The following is a 26,216-nucleotide window of genomic DNA, read 5'->3' on the forward strand; positions in this document are numbered from 1 at the left end:
GACTCACACTCACCGAGTGATTTCCTATATGCACACGGTATTACCTGATACTCCCGGCTATTTCTTTGGTGTCTCGGTTGTCGACCTGGGCAAACGCCTGCGCAAAAACGAGTTGACCTCGGTGCAACTGACTCAGGCTGCACTGGACAGCATTGCCCGACTCAACCCTTTGCTTAATGCGTTCGTTCACGTCAATCGAGAAGGGGCACTGGCGCAGGCGCGTCTGGCAGACCAGGCACTTGCAGCCGGCGTCGACGCCGGTCCGCTGCACGGTATTCCGGTGGCGATCAAAGACAACATCGACACCTTCGATATGCCGACCACTTACGGTTCGGCCCATTTCGCCGGACATCGTCCGACAGTCGATGCACGGTGTATTGCGCGTTTGCGGGAAGCCAGAGCGGTAATCCTGGGCAAGACCCTGACCCATGAGTTCGCGTTTGGCCCAACCGGGGATCGCTCGTTGCAGGGCGCCGCCCACAACCCCTGGGATCTGCGGCGCATGACCGGCGGTTCCAGCGCGGGAAGTGTGGCAGCGGTGGCGGCGGGGCTGGTACCGTTGGCGGTTGGCACCGACACCGGTGGTTCGATCCGGATTCCGTCAGCCCTTTGCGGTACGGTCGGGTTCAAGCCAGGTTTCGATTCTGTGCCGGTGGAGGGCGTCTTCGTACTTTCAAGCAGCCTCGATCATGTGGGGCCAATCGCGAACCATGTCGACGACGCGGCGTTGTTGTTTCAGATTCTGAGCGGTCAGCCTCCAATGCCCTCTGGTACAGCGACAGCGGCCTTGCGCCTGGGCTGGATCGATGGCAATGCCTTTTGCGCCACGGACCCACGCATTGAGGCTCAGGTGAGACGTATGGCCACTGAGCGCTTTGCACAAGAACTCAAACCGATCGACGGAGTTGAAAAGCTTGTTTCAGACTTGCGCACTACATTCACCGCTCTGCAGCGTGCCGAGGCTTATGCCGTGCATGCCCGGCGAATGGAGGAACATCCTGAACTATTTGACCCGGAAGTACGGGCGCGCCTTGAGCTGTCGGCGCAGGTGCGCGGTTGGGAATACGTTCGAGGGGTGCAGACACGCCTGATCCTTCAGAGACGCATGGCTGAACTGTTTGAACATTACGATTTGTTGATCATGCCGACCCTGCCAATCACCGCGCCGCTGTTGGGCCAGCGCGAGGTCGATATCAACGGGACGTCTATTCCCGTGCGCGACGCCTTACTGAGCCTGACCAGCGCCTGGAACGTGACCGGTCTGCCGGCGATCACTCTTCCGGCAGGGCAGGTGGATGGACTTCCCGTTGGTCTGCAAGTGATCGCACCGGCGCAACGGGATGCCTGGCTACTGAGCGTGGTTGCCTGAGACATTGGGTGACCCTCGACGCCATCGGCTTGCACCGATCTGAAGCGCGTCGTGCCTGATTTGCATGAATCTGGCCCCGTTTTCTTCCTTTGATTTTGATTCAAACCACCTGAAGCGACAGGTTTAGTGCGTTGGCATGTTTCATGCTGTTGTATTTTTATTCAAGTTACTTGAATAAAAATATTGTCGGTTCAAGTGGAGTAAACACTGATGAAACGTCACGCACTCAAAGCGCTGTCCCTGTCGCTGATCACGTTGTTCGTAGCCTCCATGGCCCACGCGGACGATCTGTTGCAGCGGGTTAAAGAGAAGAAGGAAATCGTCGTTGCCACCGAGGCGCGTTTCGCTCCTTTCGAGTCGGTGGAGAACGGCAAGATCGTCGGTTACGGCGTTGATCTTATGCACTACGTTCTTGATGCCGATCTGCCCGACGTGAAGGTGCGTCAACTGGACCTGCCATTCCAGGGCATCTTGCCGGGCCTGGATACCCGCAAGTTCGACTTCGTGGTGACGTCAGTGACCGTGAACAAGGCGCGTTACGGCCAGTTCGCTTTTACCTTGCCGATCGCCGAGTCCACCGTAGCGTTGCTCAAGCGTGCCGACGATAACGACATCAAGTCGCTGTCTGACCTCAACGGCAAGGTGATCGGTTCGCAGGCCGGTTCCGGTCAATTGGCGGTTCTGCAGGCCTTCGATGCCAAGCTCAAGGCTCAAGGGCAGCCAGGGATCGAGCGCATCAAGGAGTACGTCAGTTTCGATGAGGCTTACGCGGATCTGGCCGCCGGTCGCCTCGACGGCGTGGCGCAGTCGTTGTCCAACCTTGGCCCGCTGATGAAATCCCGTCCGGGTGTGTTCGCGACACTGCCGGACATGGTGGGGCCGACCACTTATTTCGGGTGGGTCGGCCGCAAGGATGCTGACAGCGCGAGCCTGGTGAAGCTGTTCAGTGACGGTATCGCCCGTGCCAATGCCGACGGCACCCTGAAGAAGCTGCAGGAAAAATGGTTCGGCTTCACCATGACCCTGCCGACTGATGCCATGCCGGTTCCGACCATCTGAGCGGCGTGTCGATGAGCGATTTCAGCACGCGCTTCGCGCTTTACCGGCCCGCCTTGCTCGACGGTGCACTGACCACATTGTGGTTATGTGCGCTCGGCATGGCCCTGGGTTTTGTCATCGGCGTGCTCATTCACTTGATTGGCAATAGCCGCAGCCGAGGCGGTGCGGCGTTCGCCAGGGTGTATGTCAGCTTCTTTCGCGGTACGCCAATGCTCGCGCAACTGTTGTTGCTGTTCTACCTGCCGTCGGCGCTGAACGTGGATGTGCCGCCTTTGGTGGCTGCGGCACTGGCGTTGGCGTTGAACACCGCGGCTTACCAGTCGCAGATCCTGCGCAGTGGTTTTGCGGCAATCCCCAAAGGTCAGCTTGAAGCTGCTTCAGTGTTTTCCATTGGCAAATGGAAAACCCTGATGCACATCCAATTGCCGCAGGTGTTGCGGCTGACGTCGCCAGCATTGATCAGCGAACTGATCGACGTGATCAAAGTGTCGGCAGTGGTCTCGGTCATTTCCATCACCGATCTGATGCGGGTCAGTCAGCAACTGGTGTCGCAGACCTATCGCCCGTTGGAGGTTTATCTGGTCGCTGCCTTGTTCTATCTGGCGCTGACCAGTCTGCTCAGCGTGCTGGGCCGGATGCTTGAACGCCATTGGCAGGAGCGCGCCTGATGCAAGAGTTCGTGAGTTATCTGCCTGATTTTGGCGAGGCGCTGCTGGTGACCCTGGGCATCAGCCTGGCCGCTGCGATATTAGGGTTGATATTGGGATTCGGACTGAACGCATTGCGTCTGGCGTTGCCGTTCTTCTCCGGATTCTATCGGCTGTATATCTGGTTGATTCGTGGCACGCCGTTTCTGGCGCAACTGGCAATCGTCTATTTCGGTTTACCGGTTCTGGGCCTGCGACTGGAGGCGGTCGAGGCCAGCATTCTGTCGCTGGGACTGTACAGCGCAGCTTATTTCGCCGAGCTGTTTCGTTCTGCCTGGGCCAGTGTGCCAACGGGGCAAGTCGAAGCCGCCCGTGTTCACGGGATTTCTGCACGTCAAGCGTTCTGGCATATACAAGCGCCTCAGGCATTGGCCTTCGCGCTGCCGTTGCTGGGCAATCAGGTGATGCTGACCATCAAGGAAAGTGCCGTTACTTCGATCATTACGGTGCCTGAGCTGACCATGACGGCCGGGCGGATCGTTTCCACTACTTTCTCTTACGTCATGCCTTACGCCTTGCTGGTGCTGAGCTACTGGCTGCTGACCTCTGCGGTCGGCGTCCTGGCCGAGTACCTGGGGCGGCGCGCGACGCGCTATTTGCGAGGTTGATGCCATGAGCACGCTACCCCTTCTTCAACTGCGCGATGTCGGCAAGTCTTACGGCGCCAACTGTGTGCTCAAAGGTTTTGATCTGTCAGTACAGGCGGGCGAAATCGTTTCGCTGATCGGCCCGTCCGGCTCAGGCAAGACCACAGCACTGCGCTGCATGAATTTCCTGGAAACCTACGATGAAGGCGAGGTCTGGATCGATGGCCAATTGCTGGGTTACAGCGGGCCAGGTCGCAGCGCCAGCGACCGTGATAGCGAGTCCAAGATCGATGAGGTCCGCAAGCCGCTGGCCATGGTCTTCCAGCAGTTCAATCTGTGGCCGCACATGACTGTGCGCGAAAACGTCATGGCGCCGCTGGTGCTGGGCCAGCGCATGACCAAGGCCGACGCGCGGATCCTGGCCGATGCCGCGCTGGCGCGTGTCGGTCTGGCAGTCAAGGCCGATGCCTGGCCGGCGCGCCTGTCCGGCGGTCAGCAACAACGGGTCGGCATTGCCAGGGCGTTGGCGGTCAAGCCGCGTCTGATGCTGCTGGATGAGCCGACGTCGGCGCTTGATCCGGAACTGGTCGAGGAAGTGTTACAGGTCATTCGCAGCCTGGCCGACGACGGGATGACCATGGTGATGGTCACTCATGAGATGAGTTTCGCTGCGCAGATTTCCAACCATGTCGTGTTCATGGAGGCGGGTCAGATCGTCGAGACCGGCGCGCCATTGTCGCTGTTCCAGACCCCCAAGACCGAACGCCTGCAACGTTTTCTCACGCCCTGGTTCAACCGCAGCCTCACACCTCGCATAAAGGTCACATCATGACGGCACAACGTGTTCTCGACGCGGTATCCGTCGAACGCCTGCACGATTTGCTCGACACTCTGGCGTGTTTCGGACCGGGCGAGCAGGGCGGTATGAATCGCCAGGCGTTGTCTGAAGAAGACTTTCAGGCCCGCGCCTGGCTGATCGACAAGGCGCGACAGCTCGGTTGTCAGGTCTGGACCGACGGTTGCGCCAACCTGTTCATTCGTCGCCAAGGCCGGGAAGACCTGCCGCCGGTGATGACCGGCAGCCATATGGATACTCAGCCTGCCGGCGGGCGTCTTGACGGCTGCTATGGCGTGATGGCCGGGCTTGAGTGTCTTTATGCTCTGGAAGATGCCGGCATTCGTACCCTGCGACCGATTGAACTGGTGGTCTGGACCAATGAAGAGGGCAGCCGTTTCAGCCCCGGTGCCATGGGTTCCAGCGCTTATGTTGAGCCGACACGGCTGGACGCTTATCGAAGCAATCGTGATGCCGCCGGAGTCTCGGTGGGTGAAGCGCTGGACGCTCATTCGCTGCGCTTCGCCGATTTGCCATTACGCGGAAAGATCGACGCCCATGTATTCGTGGAACTGCACATCGAGCAAGGCCCGGTGCTGGAGCGGGCTGGCATCCCGCTGGGCGTGGTCACCGGTATTCAGGGTGTGCGCTGGTATCAGGTGCGCTGCAAGGGGGTGTCGGCCCACGCCGGGACCACACCGATGTCCATGCGTCGAGATGCGATGTTGTTGGCGATGGAAACGGTTTCGCGCATCGATGGCCTGGCGGACCGGCTTGCCGGTGACGAGAAACGCCTGACCTTTGGGCGCTGGAGTGTTCTGCCCAATGCCATCAACACCATTGCCAACGAAGCCACGTTCAGCATCGATTTTCGCCATGCCGACCCGGCGGTGCTGTCGGCTTTCGATGAGGCGCTGGCGGCGTGTCTGCCGCTGGATGCCGAATTGCAAAGCCTGTTCAGCCACGCGCCGATTGCATTCGACCCGGCGGTGATCGATGTGCTGGAGCAGGCCTGCGATGCCACCGGCCTCACACGACTGCCGATCCGCTCCGGCGCCTTCCACGATGCCATGTACCTGGCCAGCCATTGCCCGACCGGCATGCTGTTTGTCCCCAGCCGTGACGGTATCAGTCACAACCCGCTGGAATTCACCGAACCCGCGCAGCTGGAAGCGGGCGCCCAGGCACTTGCCTGGGGCCTGGTTTCACTCGCCGAACAACCGTAAACCAAGGAGTCACCATGACCAGCATCACCCACGCTCATGACTATCCGGCCTGCTGCCGCACCGACAATGGCTCTTCTCTGGGCGTCAACGCTACCCTCAACGAGCCGATTTCTGCCGACGGCACACCCGTGCCCGGAGAAATCTACACCGTACCGGCCCGCTGCGGTCGCGCGGTGCGTCTGAAGGCCGGTCAGGTCATCAAGATCATCAACACCCACGGTACTCAAGTCTGTGACACCTGGCTTTTCAATGCCGAAGACATGAGCGAGTTCCTGTCCATGGAGCATGCTCGCGCCCACTGCAACAGCATCATTCCGAAAGTCGGTGATGAGCTTTACAGCAACCGCCGCCGGGCCATCGGAACCTTGCTGAGTGACACCTCGCCAGGTATTCACGACACGTTGATGGCCGCCTGCGACCTGCATCGCTATACCAACCTCGGCGTCGAGGGTTATCACGACAGCTGTTCCGACAACATGCGCATGGCGCTGCAAGCCATTGGCCTGCGTTCACGGGAAGTGCCGCAGCCGTTCAACCTGTGGATGAACATTCCGGTCAAGCCGGACTACAGCGTCGCCTGGCTGCCACCGGTGTCCAAGGCTGGCGACTATGTCGAGATCCGTGCCGAAATGGACGTAGTGGTGGTAATGTCCGCCTGCCCTCAGGACATCCTGCCGATCAACAACCTCAATCCGCTGGAGGTTCAATTCTCGGTTCACGGCTGATAGTTGTCGTGTCAGTGGACGACAGACGTCTGCACAACCTAGGATGCCTGTCGTCACGCTTGCTTACATTTTCCATGAGGGACGCATGTCCAAACCCAGCAAGACCCCCACCAAGGCGCTGCATACCGATGGTTTGCCGAGCCTCGGCATTCGTCTGCGCCATGCGCGCAAGGTTGCCGGTCTGACATTGAAACAGGTGGCCGAGGCCGCCAGTTGTTCCGAAAGCCTGATTTCCAAACTGGAAAACGACGCCGCTTCACCCTCCCTGGCCATGCTGCACCGGCTGGCCCGCGCGCTGGGCAGTAACGTGTCCGAACTGACCTCCGAGGACTGGGTGTCGGAAGAGCCGATATTGCGTGCCGGATCGCGTCAGGTCAACCGCTTCGCCAAGGGCGGAAAGTCCGGCTACATCGACCTTGAGCGAGTAACCCATCCACAGAAGGGCAGCTTGTTGCAGGGCGATATCCATATTGTTGCACCGGGCATGATCAGCGAGATGATCGAGCATGTCGGGGAGGAGATGGGTTATGTGATCGAAGGGAGCCTCGAACTGACTCTGGGCGAAATCACCTACACACTGCGCCCGGGCGATTCGTTTCACTTCTCCAGCAATGTGCCCCACGGTTATCGGAATATCACCAGCGAGATCGTTCGGATTTTGTGGGTCAACACACCGGCTACGTTCTGATCCTCAAGCAGTATCAGCGATAAAAACGTTTGCACTGTGCAGAGGCAAATGGCGCGGTTTTAATCCCGGCCCGGTCGTCTGGCCAGGGTGTGGCTGGGGTATTCCAGAAACAGCGCGCGATAGGCTTCGGCAAAACGTCCCAGATGCCAGAACGAGTAACGCATGGCCACTTCGGCCACGCTGGTGTGCTGTGCCGTGGCCGCCAGCAGGTCCTGGCGGGCGAGGTTCAGACGGCGGGTGCGCAGCCAGGCGGTGGGCGCCATACCGACGCATTCGCCGAAGGCCCGACGCAGTTGTTGAAAGGAGGTGCCCGCGCTGTCGGCCAGTTGCACGACGCTGAAATTCTCGGTCGGGCAGGCACTGATCTGTTCGAACACCCGCCGCACGATCTGCCGTTGTTCGTGCATGCGCAAGCCTTTGCCGGATATCGGCGCGGGGTCGGACTGCTCGAGTACGTACAGACAGTCCTCGATCAATTGATCAGAGAGATGATTCGGTTCTGTGCTGCCTGCGTGCTGGGTCATGCGGGTCAGAAGGGCACTCAACCAGCCACTGAACAAGGCGCCGTGAGTGGATTTGAGCGGGGTCAGCAGCAGCTCTTCGAAGGTGCGATTGAGGTGGTGGGTGCCCAGGCTGTCCTGCCGGATCACAACGGCGATTTCCCGATAGTTCTCTGGCGTAATCCACAGGTTCTGGGTGCTGGCATCCAGCAGATACAAGGTCTGCTCGATCATGTCGAAACTGAACACCAAGGCGTCGCTGGGCGCCTTGTAGTACTGCTCGATGCGCGTGTTCATGTGCTCTTCGTACACTTGCACGCCACCGAGTTCAGCCTCTACCAGGCGTCCCTTGAATTGGCCCGAAGACATCTGTGCGTAATGCAGGCTCCATCCTGCGTTCGATATTCCCTGCTGATCGGCGGCGACGGTTTCAAATACCTTGACCGACATAGGTGACCTGCCCGAAGGCTGCTGTTTTGGTGGTGTCGGCACGATATCAGCCTGCTCATGGCCGAGCAATGACACGCTACGCCTGCGCAGACTTTCGAGCACCAAAATGAGGCGAGTCGGTTGCGCGAAAGTGGATAGACCGGGGCTTCAACGATCTTCCAACATAAGGGCCAGCACAGCGCTCGGGGCCGCCGCCCGGAGCACAACGAACCATCGCAGATGGTAGAGGCCCCATGGACAGCAGCGTGAAAGACCCACTTTCCGAGTGGTTGAAAAGCTACGGCATTACCGAAGTGGAATGCGTGGTCAGCGATCTGACGGGCATTGCCCGCGGCAAGATCCTGCCGACCAACAAGTTTCTCAATGAACACGGGATGCGCCTTCCCGAAAGCGTTCTCCTGCAAACCGTGACCGGCGACTTTGTCGACGACGACATCTACTACAGCCTGCTCGACCCGGCAGACATCGACATGACCTGCCGCCCGGACCCGCAAGCCGTGTACGTGCTGCCCTGGGCGCTGGAGCCCACGGCGATGGTGATTCATGACACCTTCGACCGCTACGGCAATCCCATCGAGCTATCGCCACGCAACGTGCTGAAGAAAGTTCTGGAACTGTATGCCGGGCAGGGCTGGCGTCCCGTCGTGGCGCCGGAAATGGAGTTCTACCTGACCCAGCGTTGTGCTGACCCCGACCTGCCGCTGCAGGTGCCTACGGGGCGTTCCGGGCGGCCGGAAAGTGGTCGGCAGTCGTTCTCCATCGAAGCGGCCAATGAGTTCGATCCGTTGTTCGAAGACGTCTACGACTGGTGTGAAGCGCAAGGTCTGGATCTGGACACGTTGATCCACGAAGACGGGCCGGCGCAGATGGAAATCAACTTCCGGCATGGCGACGCCCTCGATCTGGCCGACCAGATCACCGTGTTCAAGCGCACCATGCGCGAGGCCGCGCTCAAGCACAATGTGGCGGCCACCTTTATGGCCAAACCCATCACCGATGAGCCTGGCAGCGCCATGCACTTGCACCAGAGCGTGGTTGACATCAAGACCGGCCAGAGCGTCTTCAGTACACCAGAGGGCGGCCCAAGCGCGCTGTTTCTGCACCATATCGGCGGCCTGCAACGTTACATCCCCGAGGTGCTGCCGCTGTTCGCGCCGAACGCCAACTCGTTCCGCCGCTTCCTGCCGGACACCTCGGCGCCGGTCAACGTCGAATGGGGCGAAGAGAATCGCACGGTCGGGCTGCGCGTACCGGCTTCAACGCCTGAGGCCCGTCGTGTGGAAAACCGCTTGCCGGGCGCCGATGCCAACCCATACCTGGCCATCGCCGCGAGCCTGCTGTGTGGCTACCTGGGCATGATCGAGGCCTGTGACCCCAGCGCGCCAGTGCAGGGGCGTGGCTACGAGCGACGCAACTTGCGTTTGCCACTGACCATCGAAGACGCCCTTGAGCGCATGGAAGGCAGCGCCGCCTTGCGCCGCATTCTGGGCAACAAGTTCGTTCAGGGCTACGTCGCGGTCAAGCGTGCCGAGCATGAGAATTACAAACGGGTCATCAGTTCGTGGGAACGCCAGTTCCTGATGATGAGTGTGTAAGCGGAACCAATCTGTCCATTGATGATGAGCAATCATCAAGTCCAATCGCTAAGGAAAGGCCTCATGCCTGAAGCATTGCCACATACCGATTCCTACTACGCCGCATCGACCGGGCCAGTGCCCGAACGTGCCTCACTCGATACACAGGTGCAGGCTGACGTGTGCATCATCGGCGGGGGCTTCACCGGGGTGAACACAGCACTGGAAATGGCCGAGCGGGGGTTGTCGGTGGTGCTGCTGGAAGCCCAGCGCATCGGCTGGGGTGCCAGCGGGCGCAACGGTGGGCAGTTGATTCGCGGCCTGGGGCATGACGTCAGTGGCGTTGCCCGCTGGGTGGGAGACGATGGCGTGCGCTTCCTGCAACAGGCAGGCCACGAGTCCGTGGACATCGTTCGGCAACGGGTTCAACGCAACGCGCTGGATTGCGACCTGCGCTGGGGTTATTGCGATCTGGCCAATACCGCCAGGCACTGGCAGGGCTTGCAGGAGGAGCTTCACGAGCTGACCGCTCAGGGATACCCGCATCCGTTGCGTCTGGTGGAAAAGGACGCATTGCATGAAGTCGTCGCTTCATCGGCTTACGCCGGTGGCCTGATTGACATGGGCTCCGGTCATCTGCACCCGCTCAAATTGATTCTGGCCGAAGCGCGGCTGGCGCAGGACAGGGGCGCGCGCCTGTTTGAGGCCAGCCCGGTGCGGCGCATCGTCCACGGTCCCAAGGTGCAGGTGTTCACCGATTACGGTCAGGTCACGGCCACCAGCGTGGTGCTGGCGTGTGATGCGTTTGCGCAGGATATGGAGCCCGCACTGAGCGGCAAACTGCTGCCGGCCGGCAGCTACGTCATTGCCACCGAACCGTTGGGGGAGGCGCGAGCGAGGGCGTTGATTCCGCAGAACATGGCCCTGTGTGATCAGCGTGTGGCGCTGGATTATTACCGCTTGTCCGCCGACAACCGCTTGCTGTTCGGCGGTGCCTGTCACTATTCCGGGCGCGACCCGGCCAACATCGGCGAATACATGCGACCCAAGATGGAGCGTGTGTTTCCACAGCTTAAAGGCGTCGGTATCGACTTCCAGTGGGGCGGCATGATCGGCATCAGCGCCAATCGCTTCCCGCAGATCGGTTACTTGCCCAGGACGCCGAACGTGTACTACGCCCAGGGGTATTCGGGGCACGGTCTGAATGTCACGCACTACGCCGCGCGCATTCTGGCGCAGGCGATCGCTGAACGCGACAGTCGCGCGGTCGATCTGTTTGCCCGCGTACCGCATCGCACCTTCCCCGGTGGTGAACGCTTGCGCTCGCCACTGCTGGCGCTGGGCATGCTCTGGTACCGCTTCAAAGAACTCATTTGAGAGACATTCATGGATATCGTTTGCAGCAACCATCGCCGGCTGACTCCGGTTTTTGCGTACCGGTAATGCCAAGAGTTGTCGCGCTGGATCAACGCATCAAGTGCTCCAACCGGGCAGATATCGTGCAAGCGAGTTTTCTGCGCCATGGCGGGCTGTTCGGGTCGTCCAGCAGTTTGTCTTCATTGGCAAACGCACTCATGATCGCCTTGTATCCCAGCCAGCGGCAGGGCTCCGGCTCCCAGCGTGCAAGCGCAGCCACCGGCTGGTCACGAATGACCCAAGGCTGTTCCACTCTTTCGCTGGCCTTGCCAAGGATCAGATCGGCCAGGGTCTGGCCTGCAAGATGTGTCGCGCCTACACCTTCTCCGCCAAATCCACCGGCCAACGCGATTCCGTTTTGAGGGTCACATACCATATGAGGCCGGAAGCGACGGGCCATGCCCAGATTTCCACCCCAGGCATGGCTCAATCTCACGCCTTTAATCGACGGGAACAGTGACTCGATCAGGTGGCGACGCAGGCCGATCTCAGCCTCAGTCAATCGGAAATCTTCACGGAGGCGACCACCGAACTGATAGCCGCCCCGGGCGCCGAAAACGAGACGTCCATCCATCGACCGCTGGGCGTAAGTAACCTGGCGACTGTATTCGCTGAACGCCTGTCCCTTGCTGAGACCAATCTCTGCCCATTGGGCATCGGACAGAGGTTCTGTAGCCACTAACAGGCTCTGCACAGGTATCTGGATATGCTTCAGATCGCTGAACCTGGCGGCATACCCTTCGACAGCGGGGACAATCCAGTCTGCGCGAACCGTACCCCGCGCTGTATGCACTTGTCGGGTTCGCCAATCGGTGACAGGACTTCTGTCATAGATCGTGACACCTGATTTCTCGACGGCGCGAGCCAACCCGCGCACCAGCAGCGCGGGCTGGATGGTCGCGCAGTGCGGTGAAAAAACAGCACCGTAAGCGCCTGGTATCCGGATCTCACTGGCGAGCTGCTGTTGATCAAGCCAGACGTAATCCTCTTCGCTGTGCCCTTCAAGGTAGAGCCCGTCAAGGTCTGAACGCAGCCGATCGGCCTGTTCGGGATACCGTGCGGCGCAATAGAGGACACCGCCTTTGCGATAGTGGCAGTCGATTTTTTCGCGTATCAATACTTTATGAACTTCGTCAGGAATTCCTTTCAGTAAATCAAATGTCTGCTTGCGTCGGGGAGGCGGAAGGCCTTCGGCAAAGCGACTTTCGCCGAGCATGCCACCCATCAACCAGCCGCCATTGCGACCGGAGGCCCCGAAACCGGCTGTTTCCGACTCCAGAATGATGATCTTCAGTTCCGGCGACTGCTGTTTCAGGTAGTACGCTGTCCAAAGGCCGGTAAACCCGGCACCGATGATGGCGACGTCTGCATCAACGTCGTGCTCAAGAGCGGGCCGAGGGACAAGCGCGTCTCCCGATTGGTCCATCCAAAGGCTGACCTGCTCCCAGGTTTGCATCAGTAACTCCTCATGGCAGGCGTGCCCGATCATACCTCGCTTATAAAACGATCTGACCGGTACTGGTTCTGGCCTGGACGGACATTAGTCCCTGATCGGATCTGTCTGGGGGCGCTGGTACCATCCCCAGGGTTCGTTGCTGGTGTATTCGGTGATCTGTTTGGTTTCCAGGTAGTTGCCAAAACCCCACTCGCCAAGTTCGCGGCCTATACCGCTGTGTTTGTAGCCGCCCCAGGGCGCTTGTACGAATGTCGGTTGGGAACAGTTGATCCATACGATGCCGACGCGCAGGGCGCGGGCAACGCGTTGGCAGCGGGCGGTGTCGCGGGACATCACCGCTGCCGCCAGGCCGTACTGGCTGTGGTTGGCCTGGCGAATGGCGTCAGCTTCGTCGCTGAAGGTGCGCACGGCCAGCACCGGGCCGAAGACTTCTTCGCACCACAAGACACTGTCGACCGGTACGTCGGTAAAAATGGTCGGCTCGATAAACCAGCCTTTGCTCAAGTCCGCCGGGCGTTTGCCGCCGCAGAGCAGGGTCGCGCCATCGCGCCGGGCCTGCTCGATGGCATCCAGCACCTTGTGGTACTGCCCTTCACTGACCAGAGGGCCGAGCAGGGTATCGGCGGACAGGCCGTCGCCGATACGGATCCGTCTGGCCTGTTCCACCAGACGTTCGATCAGGCGCGGGTACAGCGATTCCTGAACCAGTAAACGCGAGGTTGCGGAACACACCTGGCCCTGATTGAAGAAAATGCCCATTAGCACCCATTCCACGGCGGCGTCGAGGTCGCTGTCCGCAAAAACGATAAAGGCCGATTTTCCACCCAGTTCCAGGCTGATGTTTTTCAGGTCCTGGGCAGCCGCCTGCATGATGCGTCGGCCGGTGGGCACGCTGCCGGTAAAGGCCAGCTTGTCCACGCCAGGATGCTCACTGAGCGGCGCGCCACAGCTTGCGCCAGAACCGGTGACCACATTGAGCACGCCATCGGGCAAGCCTGCGGCCGCAGCGGCGGCTGCCAGTTCCAGTGCGCTCAGCGGGGTGATTTCCGAGGGTTTCAATATGGCCGTGCAGCCAGCGGCCAGTGCCGGGGCAACTTTCCAGGCGGCCATCAGCAAAGGGTAGTTCCATGGCGTCACCAGGCCGGCGACGCCTATGGGTTCGCGCACGGTATGGCAGCGGAAGCGGTCGTCCGGCAAGGCCAGTGGCATCGCTTCGCTGCCCATGGCTTCGGCCATATCGGCATAGAACTGGAAGCAGCCGATGGCGTCGGCAACATCCCACTGCGCTTCCGCAAGAGGTTTGCCGTTATCGAGCACTTCCAGATGGATCAGTTGCTCTTTACGTGCTTCCAGATCGGCGGCCATGGCCCGCAGGTAGGCGGCCCGCTGGCTGCCGCTGAGACGGGGCCAGGGCCCGTCATCGAAGGCGCGGCGCGCAGCGGCCACGGCTTTGTCGATGTCCCGGGCATCGCCGGCTGCTACCTGGTGGAGGATTTCTTCGGTGGCCGGGTTGTACACGGCGAATCGCTCGCCACTTTCGGCGGGCAGCCATTGGCCATCAATATACAGGTGTTCGCGCATTGCCGTTCCTCAATCCTCTGGCGCCGTCGCGCCCGGTTTCAGCCAAAGCACGGAGCCTAGCCGCTGATGCTACCGAGGATGAAGAGGGCAGGCATGGCTGCGGCCTTGCAGCGGGCCCGCTGGGACCTCAATCGTTGCTGATTGTCGGGGCCTTGCCCAACTGCTGCAGGTACAGCTTGGGCGACAGACCGGTGTGTTGCTTGAAGCAGCGGTAGAACGTGGACAACGAGTTGAAGCCCGCCCCATGGGCGATTTCGTCGATGCGCGACGGCGTTTGCGCGGTGTGCAACTGGTCCAGCACTTCCTTGAGACGCAGTTGGTTGAGCAAGGTGTAGAAGGTCTGACCGCGAACCTGGTTGAGGAAAAACGAAATCTGGTTGCGCGTATAACCCGTGGCGGCGGCGACCTTTGGTAAATCCAGCGCCGGATTCAGATAAGGCCTGGTTTGCTGGAAATACTGTTGCAGGTCGTTGGCCATGGCACCCACCTGGCGCGCGGACAAGCCCAGACGGCTGACTGTGTCGTTGCCTTCGCGGGCGGCGGGCTTCTGCGCGACATTGCTGACCAGCACCGCGTATTCGTTGACCTTGAAGATCAGCCCGTCACGCACCGACAGGGCCTCGATAGCACTGATGGACACCAGGCCATCGCTGCCATTGAGGGTGAGTTGATATTGCAGCACTGCGGTATCGCCATCGATCAGCAAACGTTCCGTGTACGCCTGCAACTCCTCGGCACTGACGGGCATGCTGGCGGCCAGGTAGTCGCGCAACTGGGCTTGGGCGATCCGGCGGTTCTGCAACATATCGTTGTACTCAATGGCCGGGTCGTACAGTGCCATCAGCGCATCCAGGTCGCGGTGCTTCCAGGCCCGGTGATAAGCGAGGATGACCGAATGGGTAGCGGCTCCGGCGGGGTCCGCCTGGAAGGTCGGGGCAGCAGGCAGATCAAGGACTTTCACAACAGGCTCCTGCACATGAAATTCAGCCAGGCGCATCAATCGCTGAGCGCCGCGAGGTTTGGAGTATTCCAGAACTGTCGCATTTCCGCGCGTGCCCGCTGCAAGGTGCGATGCCTCGCCAACCCCCTGGAGTTTCCTTTAGAACGTGTACACACCTTTGTTACAGAGCACCTGTGCATGTCAGTCGATCAACCCAACCAGGCCCTGTCTGCAGCCCGCCCATATCCCTTTTGGCAAGATACCCGCGCCAATGCCGAAGTCGCCCCCCGGCTGACCAGCGATATTCGTTGCGACATGGCAATTGTCGGGGGCGGCTTTCTCGGTCTATGGACCGCGTTGCTGGCTCGTCAGCGCTGGCCTCAGGCAACTATTGTGGTGCTTGAGGCCGGGCAGTGTGGTTTCGAGGCCAGTGGGCGCAATGGCGGTTTCTGTGCGCCGAGCATTTCCCATGGCGTATCCAATGCCCTTAAACGCTGGCCGACCGAGGCCGAGCAGTTGGTCCGTCTTGGCCGGGAAAACCTCGTCGCGTTTGCCGAGGACTTGCAGCAGTACGGGTTGCAGGTGGAGTTCGAACTGGCCGGCAAGCTCAATGTCGCCAGCCAGCCTTGGCAGGTGGATGGCTTGCGCGCGATGCAACGCAACTATCAGCGGTTTGGCATTGTTTGCGAGTTTCTCCAGAACGACGCACTCAAGGCGCGGCTGAATTCGCCAGCCTATGTGGCCGGGGTGTTCGAGCCTAACTATGCCTTGCTCAACCCGGTGAAAATGATCGGCGAACTGCGCCGGGTGTGCCTGGAGCAGGGCGTGCAGTTGTTCGAGCATTCACCGGTTACCGCGCTGCACAAGGACGGCAATCAGCAGATGCTGCAAACCGGTATGGGCACGGTCAGAACCGCCAGGGTCGCCTTGGCCACCAACATTGCCCCACCGTTGCTGGGTGGGTTGAAGTCGGCGGTGATTCCCATCTATGACTACGCCCTGACCACCGAGCCCCTGGACGAGGCTCAACTGGCGGCCATTGGCTGGCGTGAACGCTATGGCATTGCCGACAGCGGCAACCAGTTCCACTACCTGCGCAAAACCGCTGATAACCGCATTCTCTGGGGAGGCTACGACGCCATCTACCACTATGGCAGCCGTCGCGATGAGGCCCTGACCCATCGTCCACAGAGCTTTCTACGCCTGGCCAGGCAGTTCCAGGCCACTTTTCCGGCGCTGGCCACGGTGCAGTTCAGCCATGCCTGGGGTGGCATCATCGATACATCGGCACGCACCACGATGTTCTGCGGCAGCGCCGCCAACGGTCAGGTCGCTTATGCCCAGGGTTTTACAGGTCAGGGTGTCTCGGCAAGTCGCTTTGCTGCCCTGACGGTACTTGATCTGCTCGAAGGAAAAAGCAGCGAGCGCACCCGACTGGCGATGACCTCCACCGCGCCTTTCCCATTCCCGCCGGAGCCGCTGCGGTTTGCCGGAGTGAGCCTGGCGCAGCGCTCGCTGGCCCGTGAGGACCTTACCGGTCACCGTGACTGGCTGCTCAAGGGTTTTGACGCACTGGGTATCGGCTTTGATTCCTGATTTTCACCCTGAAACGGGAGCGACCATGAGTACGCCTGCGCCACAACACGTTATCGATTTTACCAACGCTGAACTGGCCCCGGTCGAGTTCGAAACCAGCGATCCGTTGCTGGTCGATACGCCTTATACCTGTCGCAGTTGGCGGCATTTTGTCGAGCCGGGCAAGCAGGCCACTGGTGGCATATGGGAAGCACCAGCGCATCTGGAGCGCTGTGAGGTTGACTACGACGAACTGTGTCACCTGCTCGAAGGTCAGGTGCGCCTTACCGACAGTCTGGGAGTTGCCCGTGAGTTCAACCCAGGCGACACCTTTGTAGTGACGGCCGGCTTCAAGGGCACTTGGGAAAATCTCGGTTTTGTGCGCAAGGTGTTCTTGATCCTGCGCCGATGATGCCTAGCCGATCCGCTCGATCAGCTCCAGTTCGCGCATCAGCCAGTCGGCGAAGGCTTTGGCCAGTTCGTTGGCACCCCGTGGCGGCATGATGATGAAGTAGGGGTGGGGCGCGGGGAATTCGATATCGAACAAGCGAATCAAGGTGCCTTGGGCCAGTTGTTCGCCAGCCAGAATATGGTCGCTGATGGTAATGCCGGTGCCAGCGATTGCCGCGCCGATGGTCAAAGCGGCATCCGGCAGGTAGATGTTCTGTCGGCCTTGCAGGCTGGGAATACCAGCGGCCAGAAAGTAGCGGCTCCAATCGTAGCCATCGTCCTCGTGCAGCAGCACCTGGCGGGCCAGATCCCGTGGCTTGCGCAGCGGTTCAGTGCCATTGAGCAGGCGAGGGCTGCACACCGGGAAATACAGAATGTCGCCGAGGGCGGCAATGCGCTGGCCTTCGATTTCGCTGTCGCCAAAGGAAATCACCATGTCCGCGTTCTGGTTGGCGTGCTCGATGGAAAGTAAATGCAACGACACATCGGGATAGTCGCGCAGGAACCGTTCCAGCATGCCCGAGATGCGCGCGAGCAATGCCGGAGCACAGGCAATGCGCAAATTGCCCGAAGGCGTGGCAGTGGGGAGGGCGGTCTGGATATCGCGCAACTGTTCGAAGGCACCGTTGACCAACTGGCTAAGCTTGCGCCCGGCTTCGGTCAGATGCACCCCCTTGCTGTGGCGTTCCACCAATGCCACTTGCAGTTCTTCTTCGAGCTTTTTTATCTGATGGCTGATGGCGCTGTGAGTCACGTGCAGTTCCAGCGCAGCTGCACCGGTACTGCCTTGCCTGACCAGTGCCTCAAAAGCGCGCAAAGCGATCAGCGAGGGTAATCTGCGTGTAGCTTTAAGGTGCATTTTCAGGACTTTTTAGTTAGTTAAATTCACATCAAACCTAGAAAACAAATCATTTGATGTCAATTTAATTTACCGTGACGATAGGGTCACAAGAAGGCGCTCAGCAGCGCATTGAGCACGAGGTACTTCCCATGTCGGTTTCCCATGAGCATTTCGTCGACCTGTTGCAGCTGGGCAAGTGTTACGGCGAAACCCGTGCCTTGAGCGATCTGACACTGCATATCAAACGCGGCGAATTCCTCACCTTGCTGGGGCCGTCCGGTTCCGGCAAAAGCACCACGCTGATGATGCTCGCCGGCTTCGAGCAGCCCACTGAAGGGCAGATCAAATGCAACGGTCAGGACATCACCGGGCTGCCCGCCGATCAGCGCAATTTCGGCGTGGTGTTCCAGGGTTATGCACTGTTCCCCCATATGACGGTGGAGCAGAACATTGCCTACCCCCTCAAGGTGCGCAAGATTGCCCCGGCAGAAATTATCGAACGGGTTGGCCGCATGCTTGAGCGGGTAGGGCTGGAGGGCAAGGGCCAACGGGGCATCCAGCAGCTTTCCGGTGGCCAGCAACAGCGTGTGGCCCTGGCTCGCGCTCTGGTGTTCGAGCCGCCGCTGCTGTTGCTCGATGAACCGCTGTCGGCTCTCGACCGGCGTCTGCGCCAGGAAATGCAGGTGGAGCTGGCCCGTATGCACAAAGAATTCGGTACCACTTTTGTGTTCGTCACCCACGACCAGGAAGAAGCCCTGGCATTGTCGGACCGTGTCGCGGTGTTCAACCATGGCCGTCTTGAGCAGTTGGGGACGCCACAAGAAGTGTATGAGCGGCCAGCCAGCCGCTTTGTCGCCAACTTCCTCGGGGATACCAACCTGTTGGGCGTCAATGGCATCAGCCGCCAGGGCGCTGCCATTGTGTGCGACTACCAGGGCTTTCCACTACGGATAACCCAGGCGGTGCAGCGCCCGTTGCCGAGGGCCAACAGCGAGAGCTGGCTGGCCATTCGCCCCGAACATATCGATTTGCAGCCGCTGACCCAGGTCGGCAGCGGCAATGGCGTGGTGGCGAAAATGGAGGCCATTACGTACCTCGGCACCCATGTCAGCGTTGATTTGCGCACCGCCGGTGCACAGGCCATCGCCTTGCGCATTCCCGTCAGCCACCCCTTGTTAAACAGTCTTGAGCGGGGGCAGCCGTATTGGTGCTCCTGGTCCCAGCAGCATGGCCATCTGATTTCCAACTAATAACAACATTTCTATCACCTGCCGCCACTCCTCAAGGGGAACATAGATGAAAGACAAACAGCGCTTTATCGATGACGCCGTAGAAATCGCTCAGCATCGCGTGGAGGCCGGTACGCTCAGCCGACGCGGCTTCAACCAGATGTTGATGGTGATGGCTGCAGCAGCGGGCATGGGGCCCTTGCGTGGTGCATTTGCCGATGACGGCTCGCTGGTGGTGGCCAACTGGGGTGGCGATGCGGTTCCGGCGTTCGAAAAGAGCTTTCAAGGTTTTAACGCGGCCAGCGGCTTGAAACTGCAGGTCGACGGCAGCGGCCCGACCGAGGGCGCTGTCAAAACCCAGGTCAACAGCGGCGCCGTGCGTTGGGACGTATGTGACGGTGAGATGTATTCCTCCTATCGCCTGGGCAAGGAGGGCGTACTGACGCCCATCGACTATAGGGTGGTCGACAAGTCGCTGATCGGCTACGGCGATATCCATGAGTTCGGCCTGGCCAACTACAGCTATAGCTATGTCATCGGCTACGACGCGAAGAAGTTCGGCAAGAACCCACCGAAAAGCTGGGCCGATTTCTGGGACGTGAAGAAGTACCCCGGCAAACGCACCCTGTACAAATGGATGAGCGCCAACCTCGAATGCGCGCTGCTGGCCGACGGCGTTGCCCCGGCGCAGCTCTATCCGCTGGATGTCGACCGCGCCCTGCGCAAAATCAAGGAACTGATGCCTCACGTGGTCACGCACTGGTCCACCGGCGCCGAGTCGCAGCAGTTGCTGCGCGATGGAGAAGTGACCATGGGACAGATGTGGCACACCCGCGCCGAGCTGGTCAAACAGGACACCGGCGGTGCCGTCGATTGGACCTTCGACAACGCCATCGTCGCACCTTCGGTGTGGATGGTGCCGAAGAACAATCCGGCCGGTGCTGCCAACGCGATGAAGTTCATCGCCTATGCCCTGCGCCCGGAAGTGCAGGCACGGCTGATGGAGGTCTACAACATGGGCCCGGTCGACTCCAAGGTGAACAGCCTGTTGTCCGCCGAACTGCAGCGCATCAACCCGACCGCGCCGGACAACCTCCGCAAGCAGGTGTCGATGAACAACCTGTGGTACGCCGACCACTACAGTGAAACTCTCGACCGTTATCTGGCCCTGATCGGTGGCTGATATGCGTATCAGTTTCCACGGCACGCTGCGCATATATGCGCTGCTGATCCTGCCCTTGCCCGTGCTGATTCTGGTCGGCTACCTGCTGCCGACCCTGGGGGTGCTGCGCTGGAGCTTCAGCCTGCCGCAGGTGGGTGTGCAGAACTACGTCAGCATCCTCGACAGTGTGGCGATTCAGACAGTGATCTGGCGCACTCTGCGCATCTGCCTGCTGACCACCCTGATCAGTGTGGCCATTGCTTATCTGATCGCCTTTCGCTGGCGCTTTGCCTCGGTGCGGGGGCGCTTGATGATCGAGCTGTTCGTGCTGCTGCCGTTCTGGCTGTCGATGCTGATCCGGGCATTCGCCTGGCTGGTGCTGTTGCGCAATGACGGTCTGATCAACCAGACCCTGCTGACCCTTGGCCTGGTGGATGAGCCCCTGGCGCTGGTGCGTAATGAAGTGGGAGCGCTGATCGGCATGGTGCATTTCATGGTGCCTTATGCCGTGTTGCCGCTGCTGTCTTCCATGCGTCAGGTCGATGACAGTCTGCTCAAGGCATCCAGCAGCCTGGGCGCAGGGCGCTGGATGACCCTGCGCAATGTGTTCCTGCCGCTGACCCTGCCGGGTGTGGCAGCCGCATCGGCCACGGTGTTTGTGTTCAGTCTGGGTTGCTTCGTCACGCCCGCGCTGTTGGGGGGCGGCAAGGCGGCCATGCTGGCCGAGAGTATCTATATCCAGATGTTCCAACTCTCCAACTGGGGCCTGGGCGCCGCCTTGAGCATCGTGTTGATGGCGATGGTCGCGGTCTGTGCCGTGGTGTTCGGCAAGCTGGTGGGTATCGGGCGGTTTACCGGGAGACAGGCATGAGTACGGGACGCACCTTGAGTACCCCCAGCCCGATGGTGGCTGAACCCCGGAGCTACAAACCGCCGGTGAACATCGCCAGGCTGCTGTCGATTGTCGCCATGCTGTTGGTGGCGGTATTTCTGCTGCTGCCGATTCTGGTGATCGTGCCGCTGTCCTTTGGTGACCAGCGTTACCTGGCATTCCCCGACGGTGCCTGGTCGTTGCGTCACTATCTGACGCTGCTGGATAGCGCCTGGCTGAGTTCGATTCTGCAAAGCCTGGGGCTGGCGGTGGTGGTGGGCGTGGTCAGCACGGTGCTGTCTTTCCTGTTCGCCACCGGCATCTGGCTGGAGCCGCGTTATCGGGTGGTGCTCACCGCCACGGTATTGCTACCGATGGTCGTGCCGCAAGTGGTATCGGCCATGTCGATCTACTACCTCGGTGCGTCGGTCAAACAGCTCGACTCACTGATTGGCGTGGGCTTCGGTCACCTGATGATGGCGTTACCGTACTCGCTGATTGCCATGCTGGTGGCTTACAGCCGGCTGGATACCGGTCTGTACAAGGCCTCGCGCTCATTGGGCGCCGGGCTGGGCATGACCATTCGCCAGGTGCTGATGCCCAATGTGCGTAGCGGGTTGGCCGGGAGCTTTTTCATGGCCTTCATCATGTCCTGGGAAGAAGTGGTGGTTACCCTGTTCACCAGTGGCCTGCATGTCATCACCTTGCCCAAGCGCATCTGGGATGGCTTGCGCTACAACCTTGATCCGGCCATCGCGGCTGTGTCCACCCTGATGGTGTTTATCACTCTGGTGGTCTTGCTGGTGCGCATGTACCGGCACGACCACACCTCCTCACCGGGTCGCTAGCCGGGCCAGGCTTCACCGCTGCATCGATTGAAACCAAGAAAAAACGAGCACCTTTTCCCTAAGGAGGGATTCCTCATGATGACTGCTTTTCCGTTGCGCACTTATCGTCAACGTATCGAGGCTGTAAAGCGCCGCATTAGTGAGCGTGGGCTGGATGCACTGGTGATCAACTACCCGGACAACATCAATTACCTGACCGGCTTCGACAGTCTGGGTTTTCTCTGGTACCAGGCGTTGATCATCTCGCCGAAACTGGCCGATCCGATCTTCCTCACCCGCACGAGTGAAGAGCCGTGCACCTATGAGTTGTCGTGCCTGGAAGAAGGGATTTTCTACGATATCGCCAGGCAGGACCCGCTGCGCATCGTCGCCGACTCGCTCGAAGGCCTGGGGTTGAGCCAGGGTCGCATCGGTCTGGAGATGCAGGCCTCCACCTTCAGCGCCCTGCAATACACCACCTTGCTGCGGCATATGCCCAACGCCCATTTCGAAGACGCTTCGGTGGTGGTCGCCGAAGAGCGCCTGATCAAGACGACCGAAGAGATCGAATACCAGCGCACGGCCGCGCGCATGGCCGACCAGGGCATGCGTGCAGCTTTTGAAGCGCTGCGCCCCGGCATGTCCGAAGTGCAGATTTCCGGCATTGTCGCCAAGGCATTGGGCGATGCGGGCAGTGAGTACGCCGCGATCAGCCCGATGTGTGCAACTGGCCGACGCAGCACCATGACCCACGCAATGCCGCACCGCCTGACCATCAGCCCTGGCGATGTGGTGATCCTCGAACACGCCGGGGTGTGCAATCGCTACCACGCGATTCTGATGCGCAGCGCGGTCATCGGCAAACCCACTGCACGGGTGCGCGAGGTGTCGACCCTGCTCACCGAAGCCTTCAATGCCGCCATCGACATCGCCAAGCCAGGCACACCGGTGGGCGAGGCCAACCGGGTGTGCAACGCGATTCTCGACCGCATCGACTTGTCGCGCACCCGCGTGCACCGTATCGGTTACAGCCTGGGCCTGGCCTACCCACCGACCTGGCTGGAAGCAATGATGGTCGACGAGGCCGATGACCATGTGTTCCAGCCCAATATGTCGTTCTCCATTGAGCCAAACCTGTCCCTGTACAGCGAAGGGTTCGGTCTGAAGCTGGGCGACACCGTGCTGTGTGGCAAGGACGGCTCGCAGAGTCTGTCGCAGATTCCACCCGAGCTGCACGTGATCGACTGAGGATGATGTGATGACCCCATTGATGGATGTGTTCTGGCACGACGATGTCCTGCGCCATGACACTGGTTACGGTGTATTCGAAGCACCGCCCAGCGATCTGTTGGAGTTCCAGACTCAGCACCCGGAAAGCAGCCCGCGTCTGGTCAATATGCGCGCGTTACTGCACAACGGCCCCGTGGCCGAACACCTGGCCTGGCACGCAGGACGCCATGCCACCGAGGCCGAGCTGCTGCGTTTTCATACGGCGGATTACTTGCATGGCATTGAGGGCGCCGATGCCCAGGGCCGCCGCTTCAGCGGCACGACGCTGATGAACACCGGCAGCCTGGCCGGGCTGCTCGCTGCAGCGGGCACCAGCATTGCCGCCGTGGAGCAAACCCTGGCCAGCGGCCGTCCAGCCATGGCTCTGGTACGCCCGCCGGGTCACCACGCCGCGCCGGCGATGGCCGACGGTTATTGTTTTTTCAATAACGTCGCCGTTGCTGCCCAGGCGGCCCGTGCTGCCGGCATCGAGCGAGTGGCTATTGTGGACTGGGATGTGCACCACGGTAACGGCACCCAGGCCGGCTTCTATGCCGACCCTGGGGTGCTGACGGTCTCTCTGCATATGGACCACGGCGCCTGGGGCCCCAGCCACCCGCAAACCGGCGCGGTGGATGAGCGCGGCGAGGGCGACGCGGTGGGTTATAACCTGAATGTTCCGCTGCCCATGGGCTCTGGTGACGTGAGCTACGAGCTGGCCTTCGAGCGTTTTGTCGAGCCGCTTATCAAGGCCTTTGCGCCACAGTTGCTGATTATCGCCAACGGTCTGGACGCCTCGCAGTTCGACCCCAACGGCCGACAGTTGCTGACCATGGCGGGTTTCAACAGCCTGGCGATACGTGCGCGGCGGTTGGCGGATCAACTCTGCGAAGGGCGGCTGCTGGTGGTGCAGGAGGGTGGCTACAACCCGGCTTACAGCGCCTTCTGCCTGCACGCTGCGGTTCAGGGGTTTATCGGCCGCGAATCCAGTCTCGCTGATCCGTTAGCCTATATGCCGACTTTCGAGACCCGCAGCCAGGCCGATATCCAGGCGCTGGCAGTGGCGATGAACGCAGCAGGGTGGAGGTTTTAAACACATGGATATGTGAGGAAATATTTGCTTGTCGTTGACTGGAACCTCGCGACTACGACCAGCGCACTGAAGTCAGGCTGATCGTAGCCGAGGGTATTCCGGTCAACCGGATGGTCCAATAGTACTGACATCCACAAGCCGTCCTTGGCAGGAGAAATCAATACACCGCGATATGCGAATCCGCGCGCGGTTCGGTGCCGCCGCAGAGCACGCCGGTCTGCGGGTCGCGGATGATGATCTGGCCGCGTCCGTAGTCAGTCAGGTCGCAAGCCACTTCCACCTCGTGACCGCGCCGCGCCAGAGCGAAGGCAAGATCGCGCGAGGCGTTCTGTTCGATGCCCACCTTCATTCCGCCCAGCCATTGCCAGCGTGGGGCATCCAGCGCGGCCTGAGGGTTCAGGCCGAAGTCCACCAGGTTCATCACTACCTGCACGTGGCCCTGGGGCTGCATATAGCCGCCCATCACGCCGAACGGACCGACCGCCACGCCATCCTTGCTGAGGAAGCCCGGAATGATGGTATGGAAGGTCTGCTTACCCGGCTGCAGGCTGTTGGCGTCGCCGGGGTCGAGACTGAAATCCGTGCCGCGGTTCTGCAGGGCGATGCCGCTGTCGGGCAACACCACGCCAGAGCCGAAACCGTGATAGGCGCTCTGAATGAAGGAGACCATGTTGCCTTCGCCGTCAGCAGTGGCGATGTACACGGTGCCGCTGGCGTGCGGATCACCATGCGCTGGCTGCCGGGCGCGCTCGCCGATCTGCGCGCGGCGGTGCGCAGTGTAGTCGTCGCTGAGCAGCGTGCTGGCGGCCACGCGCATGTGCTGCGGATCGGTGATGTAGTGCAAACCGTCGGCGTAGGCCAGCTTCATCGCCTCCAGTTGACGGTGCCAGGTGAGCTGGCTGTCGCGCTGATCGAAGTCGAATCCCTGGAGGATCTTCAGAGTCATCAGAGCGATCAGGCCCTGGCCGCTGGGTGGGATTTCCCAGACATCATAACCGCGGTAGTTGACCTTGATCGGCTCGACCCATTTAGGCCGGTAGCCGGCCAGGTCAGCCGTGCTCAGATGGCCGCCACTGGCTGCGGCATGGGCCGCCAGACGCTGTGCGATGGCGCCGCGGTAGAAACTCTCGCAACGGGTCTCGGCCAGTTCGGCGAGGGTCTTCGCCTGAGCCGGGTTACGAAACAGCTGGCCGGCACGTGGCGCCTCGCCGTCGATCAGGTAGGTCTCGAACCAGGTCTCCAGGGCTGGCTCGCGCTCGCGGCTTGCCTGGTATTCCTCTTGGGCGATGCGCCACTGATAGGCGACCACCGGCGACACCGGGAAGCCGTCGCGGGCCAGGGCGATGGCCGGCTGCAGCAACTCGGCGAAAGGCAGTTTGCCGAAGCGTTCCGACAGCTCGGCCCAGGCCGACGGGCAGCCTGGCACCGTCACTGGCAACCAGCCGTGCACCGGCATCTTGTCATGGCCGGCGGCCTTTACCGCCTCAATGGAAATTGAGGCCGGAGCACAGCCGCTGGCGTCCAGGCCGTGCAACTGGTCTTTGATCCAGACCAGGGCAAAGGCGTCGCCACCGATAGCGCAGCCGGTGGGTTCGACGACTGTCAATGCTGCCGCCGTGGCGATGGCCGCATCAATGGCGTTACCACCCTGGCGCAGCATGGCGATGCCGGCCTCGGCTGCCAGAGGTTGCGAGGCGGCGACCATGCCGTTGCGGGCGAAGACGCTCTGGCGTTGGGATGCGTAGGGATATTCGTGGGCAGAGAACTTAAGCATGGTTAGGCTCAT

The 26,216-nt window shown here is 60.7% G+C and carries 24 protein-coding genes; 18 read left to right on the forward strand and 6 right to left on the reverse strand.

What is annotated here, in order from left to right; all coding sequences use genetic code 11:
• Window positions 1-28: 28 nt before the first annotated feature.
• The 8 genes from ACODSV_RS01335 (at window position 29) to ACODSV_RS01370 (ending at window position 7,196) form a co-directional block, all read left to right on the forward strand.
• The gene (locus ACODSV_RS01335) at window positions 29-1,369 is read left to right on the forward strand and encodes an amidase (protein WP_489044510.1); all 1,341 of its coding nucleotides are present in this window, start codon (window positions 29-31) and stop codon (window positions 1,367-1,369) included.
• Window positions 1,370-1,579: 210 nt separating this feature from the next.
• Window positions 1,580-2,428 carry a transporter substrate-binding domain-containing protein gene (locus tag ACODSV_RS01340; RefSeq protein WP_489044512.1) on the forward strand — a complete coding sequence of 283 codons (849 nt, stop codon included), beginning with the start codon at window positions 1,580-1,582 and terminating at the stop codon, window positions 2,426-2,428.
• A gap of 11 nt (window positions 2,429-2,439) precedes the next feature.
• Window positions 2,440-3,096 (forward strand): amino acid ABC transporter permease, encoded by a 657-nt coding sequence (locus ACODSV_RS01345; RefSeq protein WP_489044514.1) that lies wholly within the window; start codon window positions 2,440-2,442, stop codon window positions 3,094-3,096.
• The gene (locus ACODSV_RS01350; RefSeq protein WP_489044516.1) at window positions 3,096-3,743 is read left to right on the forward strand and encodes an amino acid ABC transporter permease; all 648 of its coding nucleotides are present in this window, start codon (window positions 3,096-3,098) and stop codon (window positions 3,741-3,743) included. The genes ACODSV_RS01345 and ACODSV_RS01350 overlap by 1 nt, the downstream gene beginning before the upstream one ends.
• Window positions 3,744-3,747: 4 nt before the next feature.
• Window positions 3,748-4,554, forward strand: coding sequence for an amino acid ABC transporter ATP-binding protein (locus tag ACODSV_RS01355; RefSeq protein ID WP_489044518.1), 807 nt, complete (start codon window positions 3,748-3,750; stop codon window positions 4,552-4,554).
• Window positions 4,551-5,783, forward strand: a complete 1,233-nt coding sequence (locus ACODSV_RS01360; RefSeq protein WP_489044520.1) for a M20 family metallo-hydrolase — start codon at window positions 4,551-4,553, stop codon at window positions 5,781-5,783. Before ACODSV_RS01355 ends, ACODSV_RS01360 begins: the two co-directional genes overlap by 4 nt.
• Window positions 5,784-5,797: 14 nt before the next feature.
• Window positions 5,798-6,508, forward strand: a complete 711-nt coding sequence (locus ACODSV_RS01365) for a DUF1989 domain-containing protein (protein ID WP_489044522.1) — start codon at window positions 5,798-5,800, stop codon at window positions 6,506-6,508.
• Window positions 6,509-6,593: 85 nt separating this feature from the next.
• Complete coding sequence (locus ACODSV_RS01370) at window positions 6,594-7,196, forward strand: cupin domain-containing protein (RefSeq protein ID WP_489044524.1); 603 nt, start codon at window positions 6,594-6,596, stop codon at window positions 7,194-7,196.
• A gap of 59 nt (window positions 7,197-7,255) precedes the next feature.
• On the opposite strand, the gene ACODSV_RS01375 is transcribed toward ACODSV_RS01370, so the two are convergent.
• On the reverse strand, window positions 7,256-8,146 hold the full coding sequence (locus tag ACODSV_RS01375; RefSeq protein ID WP_489044526.1) for a helix-turn-helix domain-containing protein: 891 nt from the start codon (window positions 8,144-8,146) through the stop codon (window positions 7,256-7,258).
• A gap of 233 nt (window positions 8,147-8,379) precedes the next feature.
• Here ACODSV_RS01375 and ACODSV_RS01380 point away from each other — a divergent pair, with 233 nt between their 5' ends.
• Together ACODSV_RS01380 and ACODSV_RS01385 are read left to right on the forward strand one after the other, a co-directional pair.
• Complete coding sequence (locus ACODSV_RS01380; protein ID WP_489044528.1) at window positions 8,380-9,741, forward strand: glutamine synthetase family protein; 1,362 nt, start codon at window positions 8,380-8,382, stop codon at window positions 9,739-9,741.
• 63 nt (window positions 9,742-9,804) lie between these two features.
• A complete protein-coding gene (locus ACODSV_RS01385) occupies window positions 9,805-11,097 on the forward strand; it encodes an NAD(P)/FAD-dependent oxidoreductase (protein ID WP_489044530.1) in 1,293 nt (430 codons plus the stop codon).
• Window positions 11,098-11,185: 88 nt separating this feature from the next.
• Here the strand turns inward: ACODSV_RS01385 and ACODSV_RS01390 are convergent, their stop codons facing one another.
• The 3 genes from ACODSV_RS01390 to ACODSV_RS01400 all read right to left on the reverse strand — a co-directional run bounded on the left by ACODSV_RS01390 (window position 11,186) and on the right by ACODSV_RS01400 (window position 15,134).
• Complete coding sequence (locus ACODSV_RS01390; RefSeq protein ID WP_489044532.1) at window positions 11,186-12,592, reverse strand: NAD(P)/FAD-dependent oxidoreductase; 1,407 nt, start codon at window positions 12,590-12,592, stop codon at window positions 11,186-11,188.
• An 84-nt stretch (window positions 12,593-12,676) separates the two neighbouring features.
• Window positions 12,677-14,173: an aldehyde dehydrogenase family protein gene (locus ACODSV_RS01395; RefSeq protein ID WP_489044534.1), complete on the reverse strand. Its 1,497-nt coding sequence runs from the start codon at window positions 14,171-14,173 to the stop codon at window positions 12,677-12,679.
• A 127-nt stretch (window positions 14,174-14,300) separates the two neighbouring features.
• Window positions 14,301-15,134, reverse strand: coding sequence for a helix-turn-helix domain-containing protein (locus ACODSV_RS01400; protein WP_489044536.1), 834 nt, complete (start codon window positions 15,132-15,134; stop codon window positions 14,301-14,303).
• A 177-nt stretch (window positions 15,135-15,311) separates the two neighbouring features.
• Between ACODSV_RS01400 and ACODSV_RS01405 the strand changes: the two genes are divergently transcribed.
• Both ACODSV_RS01405 and ACODSV_RS01410 read left to right on the forward strand, forming a co-directional pair.
• Entirely contained in the window at window positions 15,312-16,709 is a 1,398-nt protein-coding gene (locus tag ACODSV_RS01405) for an NAD(P)/FAD-dependent oxidoreductase (protein WP_489044538.1), read from the forward strand.
• Window positions 16,710-16,734: 25 nt separating this feature from the next.
• A complete protein-coding gene (locus tag ACODSV_RS01410; protein ID WP_489044540.1) occupies window positions 16,735-17,100 on the forward strand; it encodes a cupin domain-containing protein in 366 nt (121 codons plus the stop codon).
• A gap of 3 nt (window positions 17,101-17,103) precedes the next feature.
• Here the strand turns inward: ACODSV_RS01410 and ACODSV_RS01415 are convergent, their stop codons facing one another.
• Entirely contained in the window at window positions 17,104-17,997 is an 894-nt protein-coding gene (locus ACODSV_RS01415; RefSeq protein ID WP_489044542.1) for a LysR substrate-binding domain-containing protein, read from the reverse strand.
• Window positions 17,998-18,128: 131 nt separating this feature from the next.
• On the opposite strand from ACODSV_RS01415, the gene ACODSV_RS01420 reads away from it, so the two are divergent.
• The 6 genes from ACODSV_RS01420 to ACODSV_RS01445 all read left to right on the forward strand — a co-directional run bounded on the left by ACODSV_RS01420 (window position 18,129) and on the right by ACODSV_RS01445 (window position 24,430).
• The gene (locus ACODSV_RS01420) at window positions 18,129-19,229 is read left to right on the forward strand and encodes an ABC transporter ATP-binding protein (protein WP_489044544.1); all 1,101 of its coding nucleotides are present in this window, start codon (window positions 18,129-18,131) and stop codon (window positions 19,227-19,229) included.
• Between the two features lie 46 nt (window positions 19,230-19,275).
• On the forward strand, window positions 19,276-20,391 hold the full coding sequence (locus ACODSV_RS01425) for an ABC transporter substrate-binding protein (protein WP_489044546.1): 1,116 nt from the start codon (window positions 19,276-19,278) through the stop codon (window positions 20,389-20,391).
• 1 nt (window position 20,392) lies between these two features.
• The gene (locus ACODSV_RS01430; protein ID WP_489044548.1) at window positions 20,393-21,241 is read left to right on the forward strand and encodes an ABC transporter permease; all 849 of its coding nucleotides are present in this window, start codon (window positions 20,393-20,395) and stop codon (window positions 21,239-21,241) included.
• Window positions 21,238-22,089, forward strand: coding sequence for an ABC transporter permease (locus ACODSV_RS01435; protein WP_489044550.1), 852 nt, complete (start codon window positions 21,238-21,240; stop codon window positions 22,087-22,089). Before ACODSV_RS01430 ends, ACODSV_RS01435 begins: the two co-directional genes overlap by 4 nt.
• Before the next feature lie 75 nt (window positions 22,090-22,164).
• Window positions 22,165-23,316, forward strand: a complete 1,152-nt coding sequence (locus ACODSV_RS01440; RefSeq protein ID WP_489044552.1) for a M24 family metallopeptidase — start codon at window positions 22,165-22,167, stop codon at window positions 23,314-23,316.
• A 10-nt stretch (window positions 23,317-23,326) separates the two neighbouring features.
• Entirely contained in the window at window positions 23,327-24,430 is a 1,104-nt protein-coding gene (locus tag ACODSV_RS01445) for an arginase family protein (RefSeq protein ID WP_489044554.1), read from the forward strand.
• Window positions 24,431-24,587: 157 nt separating this feature from the next.
• On the opposite strand, the gene ACODSV_RS01450 is transcribed toward ACODSV_RS01445, so the two are convergent.
• Window positions 24,588-26,204, reverse strand: a complete 1,617-nt coding sequence (locus ACODSV_RS01450) for a gamma-glutamyltransferase family protein (protein WP_489044556.1) — start codon at window positions 26,202-26,204, stop codon at window positions 24,588-24,590.
• Window positions 26,205-26,216 lie beyond the last annotated feature (12 nt).

The organism is Pseudomonas sp. FG86 (genome assembly GCF_057808775.1).